General features: G+C 46.1%; 19 protein-coding genes and 1 pseudogene. 12 read left to right on the forward strand and 8 right to left on the reverse strand.

What is annotated here, in order from left to right:
* Positions 1–108: 108 nt before the first annotated feature.
* Complete coding sequence (locus ACEW9J_RS24300) at positions 109–288, reverse strand: hypothetical protein (RefSeq protein ID WP_373547648.1); 180 nt, start codon at positions 286–288, stop codon at positions 109–111.
* A 77-nt stretch (positions 289–365) separates the two neighbouring features.
* Positions 366–1,331 carry a polysaccharide deacetylase family protein gene (locus ACEW9J_RS24305; protein ID WP_373547649.1) on the reverse strand — a complete coding sequence of 322 codons (966 nt, stop codon included), beginning with the start codon at positions 1,329–1,331 and terminating at the stop codon, positions 366–368.
* Positions 1,332–1,506: 175 nt separating this feature from the next.
* Here ACEW9J_RS24305 and ACEW9J_RS24310 point away from each other — a divergent pair, with 175 nt between their 5' ends.
* Both ACEW9J_RS24310 and ACEW9J_RS24315 read left to right on the forward strand, forming a co-directional pair.
* Positions 1,507–2,250 carry a dienelactone hydrolase family protein gene (locus ACEW9J_RS24310; RefSeq protein WP_373547650.1) on the forward strand — a complete coding sequence of 248 codons (744 nt, stop codon included), beginning with the start codon at positions 1,507–1,509 and terminating at the stop codon, positions 2,248–2,250.
* 88 nt (positions 2,251–2,338) lie between these two features.
* Positions 2,339–3,232, forward strand: a pseudogene (locus ACEW9J_RS24315) (S1 RNA-binding domain-containing protein).
* Between the two features lie 591 nt (positions 3,233–3,823).
* On the opposite strand, the gene hflX reads toward ACEW9J_RS24315, so the two are convergent.
* Complete coding sequence (gene hflX / locus ACEW9J_RS24320; RefSeq protein WP_373547666.1) at positions 3,824–5,509, reverse strand: GTPase HflX; 1,686 nt, start codon at positions 5,507–5,509, stop codon at positions 3,824–3,826.
* Positions 5,510–5,980: 471 nt separating this feature from the next.
* Here hflX and ACEW9J_RS24325 point away from each other — a divergent pair, with 471 nt between their 5' ends.
* The 7 genes from ACEW9J_RS24325 to ACEW9J_RS24355 all read left to right on the forward strand — a co-directional run bounded on the left by ACEW9J_RS24325 (position 5,981) and on the right by ACEW9J_RS24355 (position 12,118).
* A complete protein-coding gene (locus ACEW9J_RS24325) occupies positions 5,981–6,406 on the forward strand; it encodes a hypothetical protein (RefSeq protein ID WP_373547651.1) in 426 nt (141 codons plus the stop codon).
* A gap of 113 nt (positions 6,407–6,519) precedes the next feature.
* Positions 6,520–6,954, forward strand: coding sequence for a hypothetical protein (locus ACEW9J_RS24330; RefSeq protein WP_373547652.1), 435 nt, complete (start codon positions 6,520–6,522; stop codon positions 6,952–6,954).
* A 132-nt stretch (positions 6,955–7,086) separates the two neighbouring features.
* Complete coding sequence (locus tag ACEW9J_RS24335; protein ID WP_373547653.1) at positions 7,087–7,377, forward strand: hypothetical protein; 291 nt, start codon at positions 7,087–7,089, stop codon at positions 7,375–7,377.
* Positions 7,378–7,454: 77 nt separating this feature from the next.
* Positions 7,455–7,799, forward strand: a complete 345-nt coding sequence (locus ACEW9J_RS24340) for a hypothetical protein (protein ID WP_373547654.1) — start codon at positions 7,455–7,457, stop codon at positions 7,797–7,799.
* Positions 7,796–7,981 (forward strand): hypothetical protein, encoded by a 186-nt coding sequence (locus ACEW9J_RS24345; RefSeq protein WP_373547655.1) that lies wholly within the window; start codon positions 7,796–7,798, stop codon positions 7,979–7,981. The genes ACEW9J_RS24340 and ACEW9J_RS24345 overlap by 4 nt, the downstream gene beginning before the upstream one ends.
* A gap of 10 nt (positions 7,982–7,991) precedes the next feature.
* On the forward strand, positions 7,992–10,913 hold the full coding sequence (gene polA / locus ACEW9J_RS24350; protein WP_373547656.1) for a DNA polymerase I: 2,922 nt from the start codon (positions 7,992–7,994) through the stop codon (positions 10,911–10,913).
* A gap of 650 nt (positions 10,914–11,563) precedes the next feature.
* Positions 11,564–12,118: a DUF6000 family protein gene (locus tag ACEW9J_RS24355; protein WP_373547657.1), complete on the forward strand. Its 555-nt coding sequence runs from the start codon at positions 11,564–11,566 to the stop codon at positions 12,116–12,118.
* Between the two features lie 212 nt (positions 12,119–12,330).
* On the opposite strand, the gene trmD is transcribed toward ACEW9J_RS24355, so the two are convergent.
* From trmD to pdhA, 5 genes are all read right to left on the reverse strand, one after another.
* Complete coding sequence (gene trmD / locus ACEW9J_RS24360; protein ID WP_373547658.1) at positions 12,331–13,050, reverse strand: tRNA (guanosine(37)-N1)-methyltransferase TrmD; 720 nt, start codon at positions 13,048–13,050, stop codon at positions 12,331–12,333.
* Positions 13,051–13,140: 90 nt separating this feature from the next.
* Entirely contained in the window at positions 13,141–13,860 is a 720-nt protein-coding gene (gene bioD / locus ACEW9J_RS24365; RefSeq protein WP_373547659.1) for a dethiobiotin synthase, read from the reverse strand.
* A 133-nt stretch (positions 13,861–13,993) separates the two neighbouring features.
* Positions 13,994–16,099, reverse strand: coding sequence for a protein kinase (locus tag ACEW9J_RS24370; protein WP_373547660.1), 2,106 nt, complete (start codon positions 16,097–16,099; stop codon positions 13,994–13,996).
* Positions 16,100–16,270: 171 nt separating this feature from the next.
* Positions 16,271–16,945 (reverse strand): hypothetical protein, encoded by a 675-nt coding sequence (locus tag ACEW9J_RS24375; RefSeq protein WP_373547661.1) that lies wholly within the window; start codon positions 16,943–16,945, stop codon positions 16,271–16,273.
* Between the two features lie 182 nt (positions 16,946–17,127).
* A complete protein-coding gene (gene pdhA / locus ACEW9J_RS24380) occupies positions 17,128–18,159 on the reverse strand; it encodes a pyruvate dehydrogenase (acetyl-transferring) E1 component subunit alpha (protein WP_373547662.1) in 1,032 nt (343 codons plus the stop codon).
* Between the two features lie 132 nt (positions 18,160–18,291).
* On the opposite strand from pdhA, the gene ACEW9J_RS24385 reads away from it, so the two are divergent.
* The 3 genes from ACEW9J_RS24385 to ACEW9J_RS24395 all read left to right on the forward strand — a co-directional run bounded on the left by ACEW9J_RS24385 (position 18,292) and on the right by ACEW9J_RS24395 (position 21,941).
* Positions 18,292–18,444 (forward strand): hypothetical protein, encoded by a 153-nt coding sequence (locus ACEW9J_RS24385; RefSeq protein ID WP_373547663.1) that lies wholly within the window; start codon positions 18,292–18,294, stop codon positions 18,442–18,444.
* Between the two features lie 80 nt (positions 18,445–18,524).
* Complete coding sequence (locus ACEW9J_RS24390) at positions 18,525–20,999, forward strand: IMS domain-containing protein (RefSeq protein ID WP_373547664.1); 2,475 nt, start codon at positions 18,525–18,527, stop codon at positions 20,997–20,999.
* A gap of 6 nt (positions 21,000–21,005) precedes the next feature.
* Positions 21,006–21,941: an AEC family transporter gene (locus ACEW9J_RS24395; protein ID WP_373547665.1), complete on the forward strand. Its 936-nt coding sequence runs from the start codon at positions 21,006–21,008 to the stop codon at positions 21,939–21,941.
* Positions 21,942–22,158: the final 217 nt, after the last annotated feature.

A 22,158-nucleotide genomic window follows, 5' to 3' on the forward strand; every position in this document is an offset into this window, starting at 1 on the left:
GGAGGGAAGGGCTTGCACCTTCATCAATTGGATAGTTCAAGCCTTGAAGTGCTACATGTCTGGTAGCCAGCTTGGATTAGTTATGTACGGACTGGGTACCGCGATTCACTAATCAACGAATCGCACAAAATCTTTGAATTGATAAAGTCTTTCGATTCGTTGTTCGCCGTTGACTTCAAATTGACACCAATCGGGGATCTGTGGTTGAAAAGCCGCAATTTCAGCAGGTGAGATTGCGACTTCCCCACCATTACAAGGGACACATTTTTGCTGTGCTAAATCTGTCATAAATAATTTCCGGTAAAGTGATATCCCTACTAATTACTAACTAGCAGGGATACTACTATTATCAATTCATCACAGATTTAAGTGTGGGTATGAGTGGGCGATCCTTGAGCCGTTGGTGGCTGTGCTAATGAAGAAGATAGTTCGAGTAGTTCGGGAACTGTCACAAACTTATAGCCTTGGGCGCGAAGTTTGGCGATGATTTGGGGTACTGCTTTGGCTGTATTACCATGACTTCCGCCACCATCGTGCATCAGGACAATTCCGCCAGGAGTAGCACCTGCAATGATAGTTTTGAGGATCGCTTCGGAGGATGGACGTTTTGGATGACTATCCCCAGAATCTACCGACCACATATTGACGGATTGATTGTGTTTTTCGGCATATGCAACTAAACCATTAGTGAGTACGCCACCAGGTGGTCGGAAATAGTCAGTTTCTACATTCAGGACTTCTTTGATGATTTTAGCGGTATCTTCGATTTCCCGTTGAGCGACTAGGGGACTCATCTGCTTGTACCAGTGATGGAGAGTGTGATTAGCGATGACGTGACCGTCAGCCAAGACTTTTTTACCAATTTCTGGAAAAGATTTGAGCGGCTGACCGACCATGTAAAAAGTTGCTTTAACGTCTTCTTGTTTGAGAGCTGCTAAAATTTGCTCGGTAGTTTCGGGCCAGGGGCCATCATCGAAAGTAAGCGCAATTACCTTCTCAGAGACAGGTACGGAGACATTTTTAATCGTCTTGGCTTGAAAGTTTTTGGGGACATCAAAATTGAGCGGGACGCGATTGGCAATTGCACTAGTCAGATCGGCTGTTTTGGCGATACCTGTAGTAGCAACTAGGGCATCGGCAGATATTCGACTAAGCATGGTATGTAGTAATACAACCACCGCACAAGAAGTGGCGGCAATTGCGAACCAGAGTATCTTACCTGAAAGTAGTTGCTTCGTTCGATCGAAATAGTCACCTGTAGCCAATTTAGCAACTCCTGATATCTGTAAAATGGTTAAACTCGGATTTGTTATGCTGATGATAGTAACCATTCAAATTTTTGAACAGTTAATCAGCATCTAATTCTCCCGCATCTGGAGACAAATATTTTTATCAGACGAAAAATTTTTAATTTAAGAGCCACTTGTGAGGTCGCCTCAAACTATTTATACATACTCAAATATCAGTATTCCCGAACATCGACCATCAATCGCTAGATGAATTTATATGCCACTCCAAATCGTCACGCAGCAAGTCAAAATTGAGTCCACAGCGGCACCAATATCTGCATACCTTGCCGTCCCAGCCGGATCTGTTCAATTTCCAGCTATCATCGTACTCCAAGAAATATTTGGGGTTAATACCCATATTCGGGCTGTGACCGAGCGAGTTGCTAGTTTGGGTTATGTCGCTATCGCTCCGGCTTTGTTTGACAGGTTTGCTCCAGGTCTAGATCTGGGCTACACGGGTGCTGATGTAGAATTAGGACGCACCTATGCCCAAAAGACTAGTGCTTCCCAACTCCTGTCCGACATTCAAGCCGCAATCGATTATCTCAAAACACTCCCCCAAGTTCAACCCCATTTTGGGTGTATCGGCTTTTGTTTCGGCGGACACGTTGCCTATTTAGCGGCGACCTTGCCCGATATTTCCGTCACAGCTTCCTTTTATGGGGCGGGAATTACTACCTATACCCCAGGTGGTGGAGAGCCATCTGTGAGTCAAACAGGCTCGATCGCGGGTACGATGTATATGTTCTTTGGTATGGACGATCATAGTATTCCCCCCGACCAAATCGCCCAAATTGATGCGGCTCTTACCCAAAATAATATTCCCCATCAGATTTGGCAGTATCCAGGTGCCGAACATGGCTTCAATTGCGACTTACGGGCGAGTTACAACTCCACTGCTGCTGAGTCAGCTTGGCAACATGTCGAGGAATTATTTCAACACCTGACTGCGACTCAGTAGATAAAGTCCACAAGATCGCCTGAAACTTCGCTGGTGAGCAATTTTTGCCGATGCAACTCACCTTAAACCTATCTCCCTCCCAACTTAAATGAATAAGACTACAAGTACCTCTGCCGAAATCTTTTCCATGGACGACTTTGCTAAAGCTCTAGATGCTGAAGTAGTCAGTTTTGAAAAAGACCAATTAGTGCGGGGTAAAATCCATAGTTATGATAGCGATGGTGTCTATGTAGATATCAATGGTAAGTCGCTAGCATTTGTCCCTGCTGCGGAAGTTGCCGCAGATGAATCAGCAGATCTATCGGCATTGTTACCGATCGGTGATGAGCAAGAATTTCTAATTATTCGCGAACAAAATGCCGATGGACAAGTTACCTTGTCTAAACTGCAATTGCAGATGAAATATGCCTGGAATCAAGTTGACGATCTGCAAAGTAATAAGGAATCAATCCAGCTCCGAGTCACTGGTGTAAATAAAGGGGGTGTAACTGTTAACTTCTAGGGGATTCGCGGGTTTATTCCTCGATCGCAATTAGTCGAACGGGATCATCAGTCGCTAGTTGGTACGGTAATTTCAGGGATTATTATTGAAGCTGACAATGACAAAGATAAGCTAGTTTTTTCCCAGCGTCAAGCCACCCGTACTGCTAACTTCAGTCAACTAGAACGCGGACAATTAGTTACTGGTACAATTGTCGGGATCAAACCTTTTGGTGCATTTGTAGAATTTGATGGCAGTACTGGTTTGCTTTATGTCAAACAAATCAGTCAAAATCGGGTTGAAGCCTGTGAAAAGCTATTTACGATCGGTCAAGAAATTAAAGCAATGATTATCGATCTAGATGAAGGTAATGGCAAGATTTCACTTTCTACCCGTGTCCTCGAAAATCATCCTGGTGAAATGTTAGAAAACATGGCGGAAGTGATGGAATCTGCTGAAGCCAGAAGCGAACGCGCTGCGAAGAAGCTATTTGGTAACTAAATCGTCCTCAAAATTCATGGTAGGGGTAATTCATGAATTACCCCTGAATTTAGCAACCTCCCCATCTTTCAATAAAAATACCAGCAGATTAATCTACTGGTAAATGAGCTGTGTTGGGAGGAGAAAACTCGTTCCTTAGACTCTGACAAAAACTGATGCCGGATCGCTATGGATCTCTAAATTGGCTGTTCGTGCTGGATTTAAAGCTCTTTGTTATTCCCTTATTAAGAATTGTAACAAACATATTGTAAAAACGCAACTAATTTACCCTAGATTCAATCTAGGGTAGACTCACCACAGAGGATCGGGATCTAACCGCAGCGAAATTTCGCCTCACGCCTGAGTTCGGAGGCTTTACACTTGCCTTTGAGTAAAGAAGTAGGAGAGTCGATCGTCAAACCTTGATGCTGACCGACTCCCACACTCTAAAAGAAACCACCCTGTATTCTCTACGGAGACTATATTAATTAGTGTCCTCTCAAGTACAGATGACCCTAGCTTAACCTTTATCATCGGGATGATGCAGGTTAAAAGGTAACTAAAAAGTCAGCTTTCAAGGTGTGTAGCCGATGTATGCACTTTAGATCGATTTTATGCTGGTACTGTATAAGCGATGAGTTGTCCGATTCGTTGGCGAAGAGTTTCTAAACTCAGGCGTTCTGAAGCGGAGATAAACACAGCATTGGGAAATTCTTCCTCAGCTTGAGCGAGTCTCTCACCATCGACCCGATCGATCTTATTAAACACGATTAGCGATGGCCCAGGCGCGATCGGCATCTCACCCAAAATTCCCATCACCGAGCGGATATGACTATGCCAAGCCGGATGAGCAAGGTCGATGAGATGAATCAGCGCGTCTGCTTCGGTAACTTCCTCCAGAGTGGCACGAAAGGCATCCATCAGCGGCGGTGGTAGCTCGTGGATGAAGCCCACAGTATCGGTGAGCAGGATTTGTCGCAAGTCTCCAGTATTACTCGCTGGCACCTGAAACCGCCGCGTCGTCGGATCGAGGGTGGCAAATAATTGGTCGGCGATGTAGACTTCGGAATTAGTCAGGGTATTAAGCAGGGTAGATTTACCCGCATTGGTATATCCAACTAGAGCAACAGAGGGGACATCGTGATGCTGACGTTGGAGCCGCAGCCGCGAACGATGTGCTTGGAGCTGGTTCACGTCCTGCTGGAGCCGCGAAATCCGCTTTTGAATGGTACGGCGTTCGGTTTCTAATTTGGTCTCTCCAGGGCCTCTAGTGCCGATCCCACCACCTTGACGGGACATGGCTTGACCCCGCCCAGTTAGACGCGGCATCATGTATTCTAGTTGGGCGAGTTCGACTTGCAATTTACCCGCTCCAGATTGAGCGCGTTGGGCAAAGATATCTAAGATTACTTCCGTTCTATCTACCACCCGAATCCCGATCTGAGTTTCGAGATTTCGCCCTTGGCTGGGGGATAGATTGCAGTCAAAGACAATTAGGTTAGCACCGACTTTTTGAGCTGCAAGGGCGATTTCTTGGATCTTGCCTTCCCCTACTACCGTCTGGGGGTGAGGTTTGGAGCGTTTTTGTTGGACGGTTTGGAGTACTTCACCGCCAGCAGTTTGAACCAATTTAACGATTTCTTCCAACCCATCATTAAATCGTTGAGTAGTCACATAGTCGGTTTTGACACCAACTAATAATACTCGATCGGTTTCATCAGCGACGTTTTGATTCGCGACATCCCGCGCGTATTCCTGTTCGATCCCATCGACCAAATCGAGAAAATCTTGGTCGCTAAGATCTTCTAAACTCAACGGCGGTGAAATTGTCCAATTAATCTCTGGATGCGGTACTAGGTGGGCGAGATAGGTATCTTGAATATATCCCGTCGCACCACCGCCGCGTTTTTGAAAACCGCTCCCAGTAATATTCAAAATCACCAGCGCATCCAGCCGCTGGATTGCCATCGCAGTCAGCGCACTCTCACTGGGAATGTCTGATTTGAGCTGAGTCGAAATACACCGAATCCCACTCAACCGCTCCGCACCATAACGGGGTAATTCTAACGGTGGAATTTGAGTTTGACCGGGAGTACCCACACCCAAGCGGATAATCTGACCGCGCCGATTGACATAGACACTAACTGGATCGCGGATTTCAGTACTAATCGCCGCTAACTTCTGAGCAAATTCTGGCGTAGTCAGTCGATCGCCTGGAAGTCTTTCATTATATAGCTTCCGCAGTTGTTTGATCTGATTGGATTTTAATCCTTGTAAGTTGCCGTAAATTGTCTCGATATGCTCTATTCCTAACGCATTATCTCTAGTGTAGTGGCTGGCGCAGGGTTTGACAGTGCTAGCTTGTAAAACTTTGTTACTAACCTAATCTAAGCCAACACTAGTCGATCGATCTCGAACATGGATTAAGCTATAAATTAAATATCGATGTGTTTGTCGATCGAAAGTTTAATAGAGACGATCGAGTCGTACAACCCAAAAGCACGATCGACAGTAGCTAAAGTCATATTCTCAACTTGAGACTGAGCGATTAGCAATAAGAAACAAAGTATTTTGGCGATTGACGATCGATTCAATCAGTCTAGCCGATAAACGTTCTGCTTCTGTCATCATCCAGATAAAAACATGAGTGTCGAGGAGAATTTTGATTATTCACCAAGCCAGAATTCATCTCGATCGCAGCAGGTATAATAGGTGGTGATTACCGTTGGTTTGGATAAGTAGATTCGATCTATACCCCACAGGCAGATTATGACTTTTACTCTATTTGGTCGCTGGCAAATTCGAGTCTTGTTATTAGCTACAGTTGGGCTATTGTTAACCATCCTCATGGTAGTCAAGTCGAGTCCTTCGATCGCCGGACAAACCTTGTTAACATTAATCTATCTAGGCTTATTTGGACTAGCCTGGGATTTTGGCTATCATCAGCTTCAACGGTTGCGCTGGGATGGCGACTGGAATGGGTTACTACAGTTCGGGGGCGCGGTGTGGGAAGGGCTGTTTTTAGTAATGATGATTAAAGTTATCGGCTTACCAGGGATCGATCGAGCTAGCTTTAGTATCCCTGGGTTCATCGGGTTTTATACTAGCTTTAGTCTGCTCAGTGCGATCGTTACTCATTCACTACTGCGGATTCTCTCGCCATATTCGCGCTTCAATGGGGGACAATGGTTTTAGATTAGGTCTTAGGCTTTAGGCTTTAGGCTTTAGGTAATATTGGATTGAAGATCTCGAACGTAATCTCCTCCCAGTGTCCCCGTCCCCCAGTCCCCCAGTCTCCCCTTCCTCCCATGCTAATTCGTACTTTCATCACATTTGCCCTTGCGATCGTTTTATCCATGTCTACATGGCTTGTTGCCCCAGCAGCTTTCGCAGTTACGCCCATCCCGTTGTCAAATGTTGGCTATAAAAATTGTTCGGCAGAAATGTCCAAAGGTGCGGTGAGTAGCGGTGGTGTGACACAGGATGCTCTGTGTTTTTTGATTACTGGGAAAGCTGAAAACAAGTCGGGGAAGACTGTCTACGATGCTGATGTCTACGGACGGATTTATGATGCGGACAATAACAATGTCTTGCCAAATCGGGGACGAGTGGGTTTAATCGAGCAGGTACCACCAGGAATTAATGATTTTGAAATGCGAATTACAGTGCCATCTAGTGCGACTCTACCGCTGCAATTGAAGAAGTTTAAAGCTTCTGGCTTTACTACGAAAATCAGACAGTAATTGTTTTCTTGATGATGTTGGCGTGAATTTTAGCGACTGATGATATTGTGATAATAAAAATATATCTTACTTGTTCGTACATATTTGGTTCGTGGGCATTGCCCACCATACGATTTTAAACTTGAAGATAAAATGTCTAATTTATTAAAATACCTTAATTTTATTAGTGGTTGGGTACATCAATATAGGGCAGATTGTCATACATTAATGAATCAAGGTTTAAATCGTAACGCAATTTACGAAAAGGTTAAAGATTTACCATTTCGATTGCAAACCGAGGTATATGAATTATATCAGTGGCGAAATGGAGGGAAGAATTCTTTCATACCTCATCCAGACGGCTGGGATCTTGCTAGTTTTCCATCGTTGGAAGAATCCGTAGAATCTGCTAAAGATTGGGATGGTTCTTTCAATCTATCATAAAATTGTCTATCCTATGCTTTCACAATACAAACGAATCTGAGAGAATAGAATGTGCTGTTTAAATATATCCTCGATCGATGGCGAAGTTACCTGAAGAAACCTTAACGATGACTTTTGAGCTACTCCGCCAACTTGCAAATGCAATTGAACTAGCTAGCGCGACTTGGTGGACATTTTTCGATCGATATGGAGAGGCAGCCAGCACGATTGGTGAATTGGAAGAACTGCAAAACGCCAAAGAAAGACTTAACCAGTCTTACACTCGCCTCAATACCCTGTTGTTGAAGATTTTGGAAGCACAGCCAATTGCTACAAATGCTATGCTAGATTTACTGGCAAAAGCAATTGAGAATGGACAAGCTAATCTAGAAGCTGCTAATGCTAGTACTCAAGAGATTATAAGAGGTTGGAATCTGTTATGACTGAGCGATATAGTTATCCGACTGAAGAAACTAGAAAAAGTTGTCTCGACAGGTTGCGGGAGAGTAACCGTCAATTAGAATTATATAATCTTTTTTTAGACGATGCGATCGCTCAAATCGATTTAGAATTACGTCAGCACAAACGGGAAAGATTACTACAAAAAGTCCCACCTGCAAAATAAATTAGATCTTATGCCTCCTCTATTAATTCTCGTCGATGGACATTCCCTAGCTTATCGTTCCTACTTTGCCTATGCCAAAAGTAAGAGCGGTGGCTTGATCACTTCGGCGGGAGTACCGACGAGTATTTGTTTTGGATTTGTCAAGGCTTTAGTCGAGATTATTAATAGTCAAAAGCCGGATTCGATGGCGATCGCATTTGACCTACGTGCGCCGACATTCAGACATGAGGCTGATGATAATTATAAAGCCGATCGAGTAGAAACGCCGGAAGATTTCACGATCGATATTCAAAACTTGTATCAATTATTAACAGCGTTAAATTTACCGACAGCAACGGCGGTGGGATTTGAGGCGGATGACGTGTTGGGGACTTTGGCGGGGAAAGCCAGCCGCGAGGGTTATCAGGTGAAGATTTTGTCTGGTGATAAGGACATGTTCCAACTGGTGAGCGATCGCGATCGAGTGAGTGTATTGTACATGACTTCAGCTTTTGCTCAAAGTGGCCCTTCAGTAATAGAAATGAACGAGCAGGGTGTCATCGATAAAATGGGGGTGACTGCGGCGCAGATTATCGACTATAAGGCTCTGTGTGGGGATAAATCAGATAGTATTCCTGGCGTGCGGGGGATTGGCGATAAGACGGCGGTGAAGCTATTGAATGAATATGGCGATCTGGCGACTATTTACGATCGAGTCGAGGAGATTACAGGAGCGACGGGGAAGAAGTTAGTTGCAGGAAAGGATGATGCCAATCACTCGCAATATTTAGCAAAAATTATTACTGATGTACCGCTGGAAGTCAAGTTAACAGCCACGAAATTAACTGGGTTTGATTTTCAAGATGTACAGCCATTATTACAAACATTAGAACTGCATCGATTTAGTAAAGATATCGAGAAACTTCAGGAAGCTTTCGGCGGCGCTGCGGCTCCTACTCCTGCGAGTATTAATAATCCCCACGAGCCAGTGAGTAAGATCGTAACTCCTGATGGGGCAATCGTGCCCGATGATGGTGGTAACGATATGTGGTTTTTTAGTGCTGAAGATACCGATAAATTTCAACTTAGTCAAGTCTGTCTGATTCAACCACAAATTATTGATACGGTAGCCAAACTACAGGCTTTAATTACCAATCTCCAGCAATATAAAGATCCAAATTGTCCCGTCGCTTGGGATACGGAAACTACCGATTTAGAACCACGAAATGCGAGTTTAGTTGGGATTGGGTGCTGTTGGGGTGCAGAAACTAATAGCATGGCATATATCCCGATCGGGCATGATTCGGGAGATAATTTAGATCTAGAATCAGTCCTGACAAATCTCAAACCGATCCTCGAATCTGCAACCTATCCGAAGGTATTGCAGAATGCAAAATTCGATCGATTGGTATTTAAAAACCAAGGCATTAACCTCGCGGGGGTAGTATTCGATACGATGCTGGCGAGTTACGTCTTAAATCCCGATAGCAGCCACAACCTCACCGATTTATCCAGCCGCTATCTGAGCATCGTCCCCCAGAGTTACGATGACTTAGTACCAAAGGGAAAAACTATTGCGAATATTAGCATCCCCTTGGTAGCGGAATATTGCGGGATGGATGTTTGGGGTACCTATCGCCTCCACAGCATCCTCACCGCCGAATTAGCGGCCGCACCGAGATTACTCACACTATTGCAAGATATCGAACTTCCCCTCGAACCGATCCTCGCCAACATGGAAGATCGCGGTATTAATATCGACGCAGAATATCTGAAAACACTCTCGCTAGTATTAGCCGAAGACTTAGCCAGGATCGAAGCGCAAACTTATGTACTTGCAGGGGAAGCATTCAATCTCGGTTCGCCCAAACAACTCGCGCAGATATTATTTGATAAACTCCAATTAGACACCAAAGGTATCCGTCAAACTAAATCCGGCTACTCCACCGATGTCAATACCCTCGAAAAATTGCAAGGCAAACATGAAGTCGTCAATCTGATCCTCCAACACCGGACTTTTTCCAAACTCAAATCTACCTACGTCGATGCCCTCCCCGCGTTAATCCACCCCAAAACTGGTAGAGTTCACACCGATTTCAATCAAGCCGTCACCAGCACGGGACGACTTTCATCATCCAATCCCAACCTTCAAAATATCCCGATTCGCACCGAATTTAGTCGCCAAATTCGCCGCGCATTTATTCCCGCTCCAGGTTGGATTCTCGCCGCCGCTGACTACTCCCAGATCGAACTTCGCATCCTCGCCCATCTCAGTCAAGAACCCGTTTTAATTACTGCTTACAACCAAAACGAAGATATCCACACCGTCACCGCCAAACTATTGTTTGAAAGCGATACCGTTACCAGCGAACAACGCCGGATGGGTAAGATCATTAACTTCGGTGTAGTTTATGGCATGGGTGCGGCTAGATTCGGGCGAGAAACTGGCATAAAAGTCAGCGAAGCTAAAATCTTCATCGATAAGTTTTACGATCGATATCCAGGCATTTTCGACTACTTAGAGCGCGTTAAACGGGAAGCGATCGCGTTAGGATATGTGGAAACTGTCTGCGGACGGCGGCGATATTTCCGATTTGAAAGTGGTAAATTGCGCGGCTTAAAAGGCAGCGATCCTAACTCGATCGATCTGGATAATCTCGGCAATCTCGGACAATTAGATTCTGGATATTTACGTGCTGCGGCAAATGCACCAATTCAGGGTTCTAGTGCGGATATTATTAAGTTGGCGATGATTTCGATCGATAAGTTATTAGAGCGATATCAGGCGAAGATGTTGTTGCAAGTGCATGATGAATTGGTGTTGGAAATTCCCCAGGATGAATGGGAAGAGTTGCAGCCGAAAATTAAGGAGACGATGGAGGGGGCAATTTCTTTGAGTGTGCCGATGGTGGCAGAGATTGGCAGTGGTGCTAATTGGATGGATGCGAAGTAAATAATATAAACTTGACATGTCCAAAAAAGCTTTTATTTTTATTTCTGTTATTCAGATATTTGCCGCATTTGTAATTCTTCTCTTTGTATGGAATCCAGAACTATTGATACGGATCTGTAGGGGCGGGTTTATGCAAATAATCATCTATAAATTCCATAAATCTCGATCGAACCCGCCCATCCCCACTAGCATTCACAGATTGTTTGTCGGGATGTGTGGGGGATAACATGCGATTCGTTATTTGTAGGTGAGGGCGGGTTTGAATGAAATATTTAGTACGCTCGATATCGATCGCATAAACCCGCCCCTACAGATCCTGAATAATTTTTATCGATTTAGATTCAATTTGGATGATGATTATTTAATTTGGGTTTTGTCGAGCGAATATCGATTTTGTCAGGGCTTGTCGATACTTATCTGAGTCTCAATACCAGAGAGGAAGCGGAGTTCGATCGAGAAGTTGCTAGTATAAGGTGGCGGAGATCGATAGTGGGGCGAATTGGATGGAGGCGAAGTAGGTAGTGAATATTCCTCATTCTACTTGCAGTATTGTCAGTGTATAAAGCTAACATTTTTCAGTTTAAAAAAATTGAGAGTACATAAAATGGAATATGATTCTTACATTCAACCTCTATACCTTAATATTCTAAATGGAAATTTTTTTAGGTGGAAATTGTAAAAATGTAGATACCTTTGTCGAATCAACAAAGTTAGCACTAGAGAAATTAACAGATCGAGATTTTATTCAAATGTACAGCAGTGGTAATTGGAGAGAACTAATTACAGTGAGCTGGCTATGTGGTATTAGAGGTATTCGCGACTATATAAATCTAATTGAAAAATCATTGATTCCTAGTAGAACTTGCTACTCTGGACAATTCCATTGTTTTGCACTGGCGCGGATTGGAAATGCTAAATCGGTTAGGATTTTGCGATCTTATCTCGATCTCTACTTACCAGTTGGCAATAATTTTTATGACCAGCTATGGGCAATTGGTGCATTGCAGTGGTTAGATACCAAACATGGAACAGATCATTCTAAAACTTATCTAGAAAATTCCGCTCTTTGGAAAGGCAACTATAGAGGAAGCAAAGAAGTTACATTGCTAAATCCAGATTTAGGAATTATTCACTTCAAAAAGGTGATAAAATTCGTCGATTTCTATTTTCCAGATTATGCAAATAACTATCGATCGATTCTATAAATCTCAAACAAACCCGCCCATCCCCACCAGCATTCACAGATTGTTTGTCGGGATGCGTAGTTGAAAACATGCGATCGATTATTTGTGGAGAGGGCGGGTTTGAATGAAATATTTAGTACGCTCGATATGGATCTCATAAACCCGCCCCTACAGATCTTGGATGATTTTTATCGATTTGAATTCAATTTTTACAACGATCGCTTAATTTGGTTTTAGGGCTTCTCTGGCTCGTGCGCTGAAGCTTTCAGCCGCTCTAACCATGCAGCATAAAGATCGGGACGTTTAGTTTGAGTTCGATCGAGTTGTTGTTGATGTCGCCACTGAGCAATTTTCTCATGATTGCCAGACATTAAGATATCGGGTACGCGCCAGCCGCGAAATTCTGCGGGGCGGGTATAGTGGGGGTAATCGAGTAACCCATCTTCAAAACTATCGGTTTCGATCGATTCTACTTTCCCCACGGTACCAGGAAGTAAACGGGTGATGCCGTTAATCAATGTCAAAGCGGGAATCTCGCCGCAAGTTAGGACAAAATCTCCGAGTGAAATTTCTCGATCGACAATATTCATCACGCGCTCGTCAATCCCTTCATAATGACCGCAGATCAATACTAATTGATCGTAGTTGTGCCGCAACTCCTGAAATAAGGCTCGATCGATCTTTTCACCCTGAGGACTCATTAATAGCACCTGTCGCCGTGGCAATGTCGGTAATGACTCTACCGCCGCAAAGATCGGTTCTGGCTTGATCACCATCCCGACACCGCCCCCATATGACTCATCATCGACCTTGTGATGTCGATCGATCGTAAAATCGCGGGGATTGGTAATATGCACCGAGGCGATCTCTTTGGCTAAGGCTTTGCTCATTAAGCCACAGCCGAGTGGGGAAGTAAAGAAGTCTGGAAATAGGGTGATGATGTCAAACCGCATGACGCAAAAAAATCGAGCTTAGTTTGCTAATTCTAGGCGATAGTCCGCGCTTTTGAGCGAACTGGAGCGAATTATTGCTATTCGATCCCCTCAAACGTTCGCTAGTCGCGGTGTTTTCTCATCTGGATTATTACTAGCCATCAGATTTGGGAATAAGATCTCCAAATCTAGATTGGCTGCGGCTGCGGCTAGTGCATCGAGATTGCGAGCATTTGGGAGATAGGGTAGACAGCCGAGTACGGGTGTGCGGGTGAGAGATTGAATTAATTCCGCTGGCGCAAAGTTGGCAATCTCTGAATCGAATAGCGGCTGCGGACAGTTGAGGACGATCCCACGCAACTGGACATTGTATTGTCTAGCGAGGGCAACATTGGCAACGGCTGAACCGATCGCGCCTAGTTTGACTGGGACGACTAGTACTGCTGGTAGTCGCCAATCTCTGGCGATATCGGCGACGACTAGCTCTGCTGTCATCGGCGCACCCAAGCCACCGAGGGCTTCTACCAGTACAAAATCATGCTGTTGTCGCATCTGTTGGAGTGCTTGCCAAGCCTTCGCCAGATCGATTTCTACACCTGCTAGAGCGGCGGCGATCGGTGGTGCTAGAGGGTTGGACAAATAAACAGGATTGATGTCTTCAGCGGATCTGCCGAACAACTCACTATAAAACTCCCGATCGCCTGTACCGCACTGAATCGGCTTGAGGATGCCCCAATTTTGCTGTGGAAGATGTTTTTGAGCATAGGCTACTAATGCTGCTGTGAGGACGGTTTTACCCGCATCTGTATCGGTGCTAGTAATTAGAAGCATTTAAATTAGTTGATAGTTGATAATTGATAATTGCGGATGCGCGCTCGTCAATAGACATCACCATTCACCATTCACCATTCACCATTCACCCCCTACCCTAGATGTCCAATTTGACATAGGTTCGGGAGTAGTCTTAGTCTGGATCGTTGGCACCGCTACCAGGGGGTGGGGCTGCCCGATCGCCATCACGAGCTGGTGGTGTGTTATTTTTGGCGGCGGGAACGGGTATACCGATCGATGGTTCTGGCTTGGGCGTCTCACTAGGTGGATTATCCCCAACATCTGGGTTTGATGGGGAGGGCGACTGGGGTTGTCGTGTCTCAGAGTCCCGACTGCGCCTGCGGCTTGGAGTGGAAGTGGACTCAGCGGTTGAATCTACCCGATTGCGATCTCTGACTTGAGGGCTGGGTTCTACCTGCGTCCGATTACGTCTGCGGCGGCGGGTGGGACGCTCTGATTCACTTGGTGTAGGGGTGGGACGAGCTACGGGTACTTCGATCGGGAGCGATGACGGGGAGATCCCAGGGATATTTGGATCGATTCGATCGGGGTTGAGGTTAGCAGGACTGCCATTGATGCCATTGCCACCGATCGGGATCGGTACACCTGGGGATGGGATGCCTGCCGAGGAGGGACTCATCACAGGTGATGGTGTCGGTGTAACAGCGAGTTGAGTGATGCTAAGTTTGTAAGCAAATTCACTCCCAGCCAAACCTTTAATCGGGCGTAACTCGACTGTATATTCACCCGATGTCTGAACTTGCCCCCGCCAATTAACAACTCGTTCGGACTTGTTGTCGATCGGGGTACCTGTTGGCGATAGTATTGTCATCAATACTTGAGTTGTGGCCGGAGTTAGCACCGATCTCGGCGAGTTGACATTGGTGTCTTTTGTCCCAGGGCTGGGAGCGATGGGCGAAATTGGGCTAGAGAGTGATTTTGTCGGATCGATCGCTGAAATTAGCTCAATGTCGAGATTTTGACCAGCGAGGGCAGCGATCCGATAGCGGATCGGCGGATCGGCATTGACTGTGCCTTCTTTGAGGATCGCCCGATCCATTTCTGGTTGAATCAGATCGCTGGCAATCGGGCTGGGACTGCTGCTGTTGGTAGGAATTGTCGGATTATTAAAATCTTGTTTGGGCGGAGTACTGGCGACTGGATCGGATACTTGGCGGTGGAGTAACTGAGTGACTCCAAACCAAGAGCCAACTCCAGCTAGGAGGGAAATCAGCACTCCGAGCGGAATAAAGACTTGAGGCTGTTCCCAAATCGATTTGGCACTGCGATTGGTAATTGCCGTTTGAACGCGCTCGGTGACTGGGATACTCTTACCACCTGCTACCACAGTGGGGATTGTGGATGGACGCTCGGCATTTAAGCCTTCAGGTGGCTGGAGATTGGGGCTGTCTAATGATTGAAGATCTCGCTCTACTTCGATCGCCGATTGATAGCGATCTCTAGGATCGGGACTCAACATCCGGCTGAGGATCTGAGCAAAGCCATCATCGATCTGCGTCCATTGCCGCCAACCCCAGTTCATCATATCGCCTTCAAATAGGGCACTGGGTTCTTTTCCCGTCATTAAGACGATCGCGGTTACAGCCACTGCGTAGAGATCGCTATTGGGATAAGCTTGTTTATGGTGGAGTTGTTCGGCGGGAGCGTAACCTAGTTGTCTTGGTGACATCTGCTGATGAGCTGGAGTGGCTTGCAGTTTATTGGCAAACTCTCGGATGACACCAAAATCGATGAGTACAGGTAAGCCGTCACTATCGCGGTGAATAATATGCTCTGGCGAGAGATCGCCATGAACGATCCCTTTGCTATGGATATAGCCAATGACTGGGAGGATTTGCCCTAAGAGTTGTCGGACTTCCGCTTCGCTAAATGCGGCACCCCGATCGCGATGTTCTTCTAATAGATGTCCGTATGTTTTCCCCGTAATATAGTCTCGCACTAAAAACAACCGATTTGGCTCTTCAAAGGTCGTCCAAAAGCGGGGAATCTGCGGATGCTGAAGTTGATATAGCAGGGTTACTTCCTGTTTGAAAAATTCCTTGGCTCCAGCTACCGCGCTGGCAAGTTGAGAAGATGGGATCAGTTCCTCGATCGCACAGTAGGCATTATCGCGATCTCGATCGATCGCCATATATGTCCGACCCAATCCTCCTTCTGCTAGGATGTTGAGGATGCGGTAACGTTGCTGCAATAAAGTATCCGGGGCAATTGGTAGCATACGATGTGATCGCTCAAAATTACGGCGTCTGGAAACTATGACTTAATCCTGAGGCTGAGGGTTAAAGATTGTCTTGGCGATGATTTAGTTCCAATAGTATTGATTCCTCATATTTATCGTACTATTTTATGGACTACTGTGGGCAAAGGCGACAGATTATCAAAATTTGCGCTAGGCTCTTCTTGGGACTGAGTATTTGCTAGTTGGTATTTTCGATCTAAAATTTCGATTTATTTTCTGTCGCCGCCGCTGGATGATGCGATCGATCCCCTGACGATCGAGATATGGATCGAGGATTTGGAGAGCCTGAGCAGGGATGGCCGAATTACTAATATATGAAGTGGTTTTATTTGCTTGCGTCACCGTCACTTTCCACGGGATGTAATTGCTCCCTTGGGATTGAGAACTAAAAATTACTTGTTGGCGATCGATTTTTAATTCGATTTCGATCGATGGGTAGTCATCAGTTCGATCGAGTATTGGTTTATAACTCCCGACTTGGAGCGGTGTTTTTGCTAGTGTGGCTAAAAATTTGGTAGTCACAGCCGCCGGAATTATCAGTCGCTTGGTTTGCTGTTGATGAATTCCCGCCGCACCATATCCACCTAAGGCAATATGCGCGTTACCCACTAATTTTTGGTGTTCTATTCTTAATTTGTAATGACGCAGAATTGGGGTGATATCCGAGTATCCATTCCAGTCATTACGAATTTCGACAGTTTCTGTCTGCATCAGTGTCGGCATCGGTAGTGGGGTTGTCAATGTCTGACTCTGCGCCACTGGTTCGATCGGTGACGTGCAACTACTACAGATTAATAACAATAAGGTTAACAGTTTTTTTTGCATAGACCAAATCCAGTTAATCGCCCGAATTTGCTAGAGAAGTAGTGTTAATCTCGATCGATCTTTGGTTTGGGTTGAAGCTGTTAATCGCGATCGACTCAACAGAGGGGTAGGCAGAAAGAACCCCCCTCTAAAGGTTAATTTAACGTCAGGTTCTCCAGAAGGAGACACTGACACTAATTTGCCTAATCTTCAGCAAAAATATAGCGGCGAAGTTCGCTGGGATCTGGTTCGGGACTATTTTCAGCAAACTCTACTGAGTCATCGATTAAATCCTGAATTTCGCGATCGAGTGCTGCTAGCTCATCACCTGTGACCAAACCTTCAGCCACCAGATATGCTGCCAACTTTTTAATTGGATCGCGGGCAAACCAAAACTCTTTTTCTTCCTTGGGTCGAAGTTCGTCGGGATCTGCCAAGGAGTGACCGCGAAAACGGTAAGTAAGGGCTTCGATCAGCGTCGGCCCTTCCCCAGCACGTGCGCGGGCTACTGCCTCTTTGGCGACACTATAAACGGCGAGTACGTCCATCCCATCGACTTGCACCCCGTGCATCCCAAAAGCAGCACCCTTGGTATAGATCTCCGGCACTGATGTAGCGCGTTCGTGAGACATACCGATCGCCCATTTATTGTTTTCGACGACATAAATCATCGGCAACTTCCATAGAGCAGCCATGTTCAGACATTCAAAGAACTGCCCATTATTGGCGGCACCATCCCCAAAGAAGCAAGCTGAGACTAGATCCGAACCAGCCTCTCCGAGAGCTTCCCGTCGATACTTGCTGGCAAAAGCAGCCCCAGTCGCAACTGGAATCCCTTCCGCCACAAACGCATAACCGCCCAATAACCGATGCTCTTTGGAGAACATGTGCATCGAGCCGCCGCGTCCTTTACTACAGCCCGTTTCCTTGCCGAATAACTCAGCCATCACCTCACGGGGCGGTACGCCAGCACTGAGCGCGTGAACGTGGTCGCGATAAGTGCTAGAAACATAATCTTGTCCCGGACGCATTGCTTTGATCACGCCTGAGGATACAGCTTCTTGCCCGTTATACAGATGGACAAAACCAAACATTTTGCCCCGATAGTACATCTCGGCACACTTATCCTCAAAGAAGCGACCGAGGATCGTATCGCGATATAACATCAAGCCTTCTGCCTTAGTGATTTCTCCCGACTTTGGCTCAAATGCGGGTAAAGTTCTCTCTTGAACCATGAGCTTGTTTCATCCACTTGTGTGCGATCGATATTGTCGCCTATTTAGGGAGTAGTGGCTAGCCCTACTGTGGAGAAATTTTGAATTGATGTATTGACGAGGGGGACTGGGGGGACTGGGAGCTAGATTGGTTTGAAAAATCTAGAATCGTACATTAATTCAGCACCGCTAAATTTTACATACTCCCTTTGTACTCAAGAAATAGACATTCACCATCCAATATTTACCATTCATCATCCACGCGATCGGTTTCAGGTTGAAAAGGACGATCGTGGTTTCACTTGACTATGCTAATATAGCTCAAAAGATAAAGTTAATAACCGATCGCTGTTAACTGTGTTGTTCATGTTGTGATTAGGTGAACTGTGCGAATCCCGCTTGATTATTATCAGATTTTGGGTATACCGGAGAGCGATCTATCGGAATTGGAGCAAGCATATCAAGACCGCTTGTTGCAATTGCCGCAGCAAGAATATTCTGCTGCGGCGATCGAATCTCGCAAACGATTGATTACGGTGGCTTATCAGGTGTTGAGCGATCCACTGCAACGATCGCAATATCAAGCCAATCGGATGTCAACAGCAGTTGCCTCGATCGGATCGGCCGATCCGATTTCCCCGACTACGTTTGACCGTCGCCCAGAGCTAGACATCGCCCCCGATCACTTTCTGGGGGGATTACTGATCCTGTTTGAACTGGGTGAGTATGAGGAAATTAATAGTATTTGTATGCCATACATTGGTAACAATGGGCGCAGTAGTAACAGTGGTAGTCTGCATCCTCAACCGCCAATCGCTGTGACGCCCAGTGGTAATGCCCCCCCAATTGCCGAGCGGTACGATCCACTCCCGCTGGCAAAGCTGAAACATCCAGCAAATGGCTCCCAGTCCCTCATCAGGCCAGATGTGATCTTGGCAATGGTATCTTCATTTTGGGAACTAGGCGAACGAGAATGGCGAGATGGTTGCTATGAAGAAGCCGTAATTCACTATGAGACTGCCAAAAAGATCCTAGTGCAGGAAGATCTATTTCCCCAAATTCAAGGTGAACTCGATCGACGACTCGATCGCTTGCGTCCTTACCGGATCTCCTCTTTATTATCATTACCACTCGATCGGCTCGAACAACGGCGACAGGGCATTCAATTTCTCGAAGAATTATTAGAAAATGCCTGCACTAATGAAGTCAAATGTCAAGAACGATTTGCACTCAGTAGCGAGACAACCATCCCCTTTATCCACGAAACTCTACCCCATCTCACCGCTGCGGAACAACGAAATTTGTTTAGTCGTTCAGCTAGAGATTATACCGATCGAGTGGGTTCAAAGCCTTTGAATGTAATGCAGTTGGCATGTACCTATCTCCACGTTCATGCGTCGATCGTCCAGGGATTTGCCTACCGGAACCCGCAGCTCATCTACACCGCCCAGCAAATCTTGCAGTATCGTCTGAGTCAGAGAATTGATGTGACGATCGAACAATCAATTTGTGCTCTGCTACTCGGACAAACAGAAGAAGCCAATCAAATTCTCGCCAATGCCTCAGAATCAGCCGCATTGTTGACGATCCGCCAACAATCACAAGGATTGCCCAATCTCCTTCGAGGCTTGTGTTGGTATATCGAATCGTGGTTAAAAGACGAAGCATTTCCCTGTTTTCGCGATTTGGTAGCCAGCGATCCTTCACTCGATGCTTATTTCAACGATCGCGATGTGCAAGATTTTGCCGATCGAGTACCTGTAAATGACATTGATATTACCAAGTGGGAGCAGATCTTGCCCCATCTGCACGAAGTACCATCATCAGGCGATCTTTCTGGAGCGGGATACCAATTGGATTCGCATTTAGAATCAACCCAATCGCTGTTTTTATCTAAAACAGGTGGTCGTCAATCTAATAGTTTGAATCGGGATCGGTTGGGAGTCGGCAATATCACCCCAGCGATCAGAGTAGAACAGATCCCACCGCCAGCCCCAGAGCCAATCACTTCTGGACAGGACAGTGAGAGTAATGTGATTCAATTGGAGCGCGAACGCACGCTTCGTCGCTCCAGACCTACCGCTCGGACGATCGATGGAGACTTCGAGCAAGCTTATCTCGATCGTTTACCAGTCCTCGCCCTAGAAAATAGCGGTCAACCGATCGCTATTAGTAAGTCTGGACAATTGGCTCAGAGCAGCAATGGATCTAGCACCCTGGTTCAGCGCAGAGTCCGCCGGAAGCCAAACATTCCCAGAATTTTGCTTGTTGGTACGGGCGGGTTTACCTGCCTGTGGGGGGCAATCTGGCTGGTAAATACAGGCATTCGATCGATGACTGCGAATACATCGGTCGTTTCAGTACCAACTTCCTCGCCTAGTCCCCGTCTGGCTAGTCCCAGTCCCAATCTAGTCCAACCCTCGCCCACACCCCAGCCTCAAGCAGCAGTTGGCGCATTGACAACCGCTGTTGCCGAGCAAACCGTCAAAACATGGTTGAGTGCCAAGACAAAATCTTTGAGCCAAGAGTATCAGACCGCTCAATTAACCGATATCCTAGTCGAGCCTGCATTGTCTGGGGCGATCGATCGATCCCAAACCGCCAAAGTAGATCGGGTACATTGGCAGTACAACCATCAAAATATTGGGATCTCATCCATTTCCCAAGCTAGTCCCTTAGCCAATGTCGCCACCGTCAAAGCCAGAGTCGAAGAAGATGCCCAATATTATCAAGGGGAGCGATTGAATACCGACAGATCTTATTCCAAACAATTATTGGTTAAGTACAATCTCGTCCGCCAAAAAGATCGCTGGTATATTAAAGATATGGGCGTAGTCAAACAATTAAACAGCCAACCGTGACCATTCATGCTCGATCGGCTCATTGATGCTTATACTCCGCTAATTTGCTGGACGGGGTTGGGTATTCTGTCTGTGAGATTTCTACCCTCTGCGTTTCCATATTGGTTGGGACGGGGATTGTATTGGGTGGGCGTCCCGATCGAAATTTTTTCCCTCGCCCGCCAAACTACTTTTGACGAACGCGCCCAATTAGCTCCGCTGATTACGATTGGTTCGTTGATATTGGGCTTGGGATTGGGCTGGGTTAGCCTTCAGATTTGGCAACGACTACAGCCAGTTAGTTTAGCTCCAACACCTGGAATCAAAGGTAGCTTACTACTCTGTTCGATGTTGGGTAATACTGGTTTTGTGGGTTTGGCGATCGTCCCATCTTTTATTTCAGCGACCGATCTAAGTTGGGCGGTGCTATACAGTGTTACTCAAAATGTCTTTGGAACTTACGGTTTGGGAGTATTAGTTTCTAGCTACTATAGCCGTAAGGACACGGCGACCAATCGGTGGTGGATGCAGTTTCAAGATCTAGTCCGTGTGCCATCTCTATGGGGTTTTGCGCTGGGTTCGCTCACGCGCAGCATGGTATTCCCGACGGTGGTCGAATCAAGCCTTCACGCCTCGATTTGGGTGGTGATTCCAGGGGCGTTTATTTTAATGGGGATTCGATTGAGTCAAATTAAAGGCTGGCAAAGTCTCAAACTCGCGCTGTTACCAGCAATTCTCAAAACGATCGTGATGCCCACGATCGTCGGGATTGCCATGACAATGTTGGGCATCGGCAGCGATCCCAGGCTGGGCTTGGTGCTAATGTCAGGAATGCCTTGTGCTTTTGCCGGACTGATTCTCGCTGAGGAGTACAATCTGAATGGGAACCTTGTGGCTAGCAGTATTATTGTTAGTACCCTGATGTTCCTAGTCATGATTCCGGTGTGGTTATACTTTTATTAGTTGATAGTCGATAGCGATTCGCACTCCTCTACCCTCTACCCTCTACCCTCTGTCTTGATTCGCTAAACCGTCGGGGAACCCGATTCGTGACAAGTTAAGGCGCAAGTGCAGTTGTCAAGCAGGGTTGAGCGGATGGCTCAAAAAAGAATGACCCTTCCCTGTTCACTCGATCTGGGAAGGGATCGATAATCAATTTCTTGAATGGCTTTCGGATAGA

Source organism: Chamaesiphon sp., assembly GCF_041737865.1.
Lineage (GTDB): Bacteria > Cyanobacteriota > Cyanobacteriia > Cyanobacteriales > Chamaesiphonaceae > Chamaesiphon.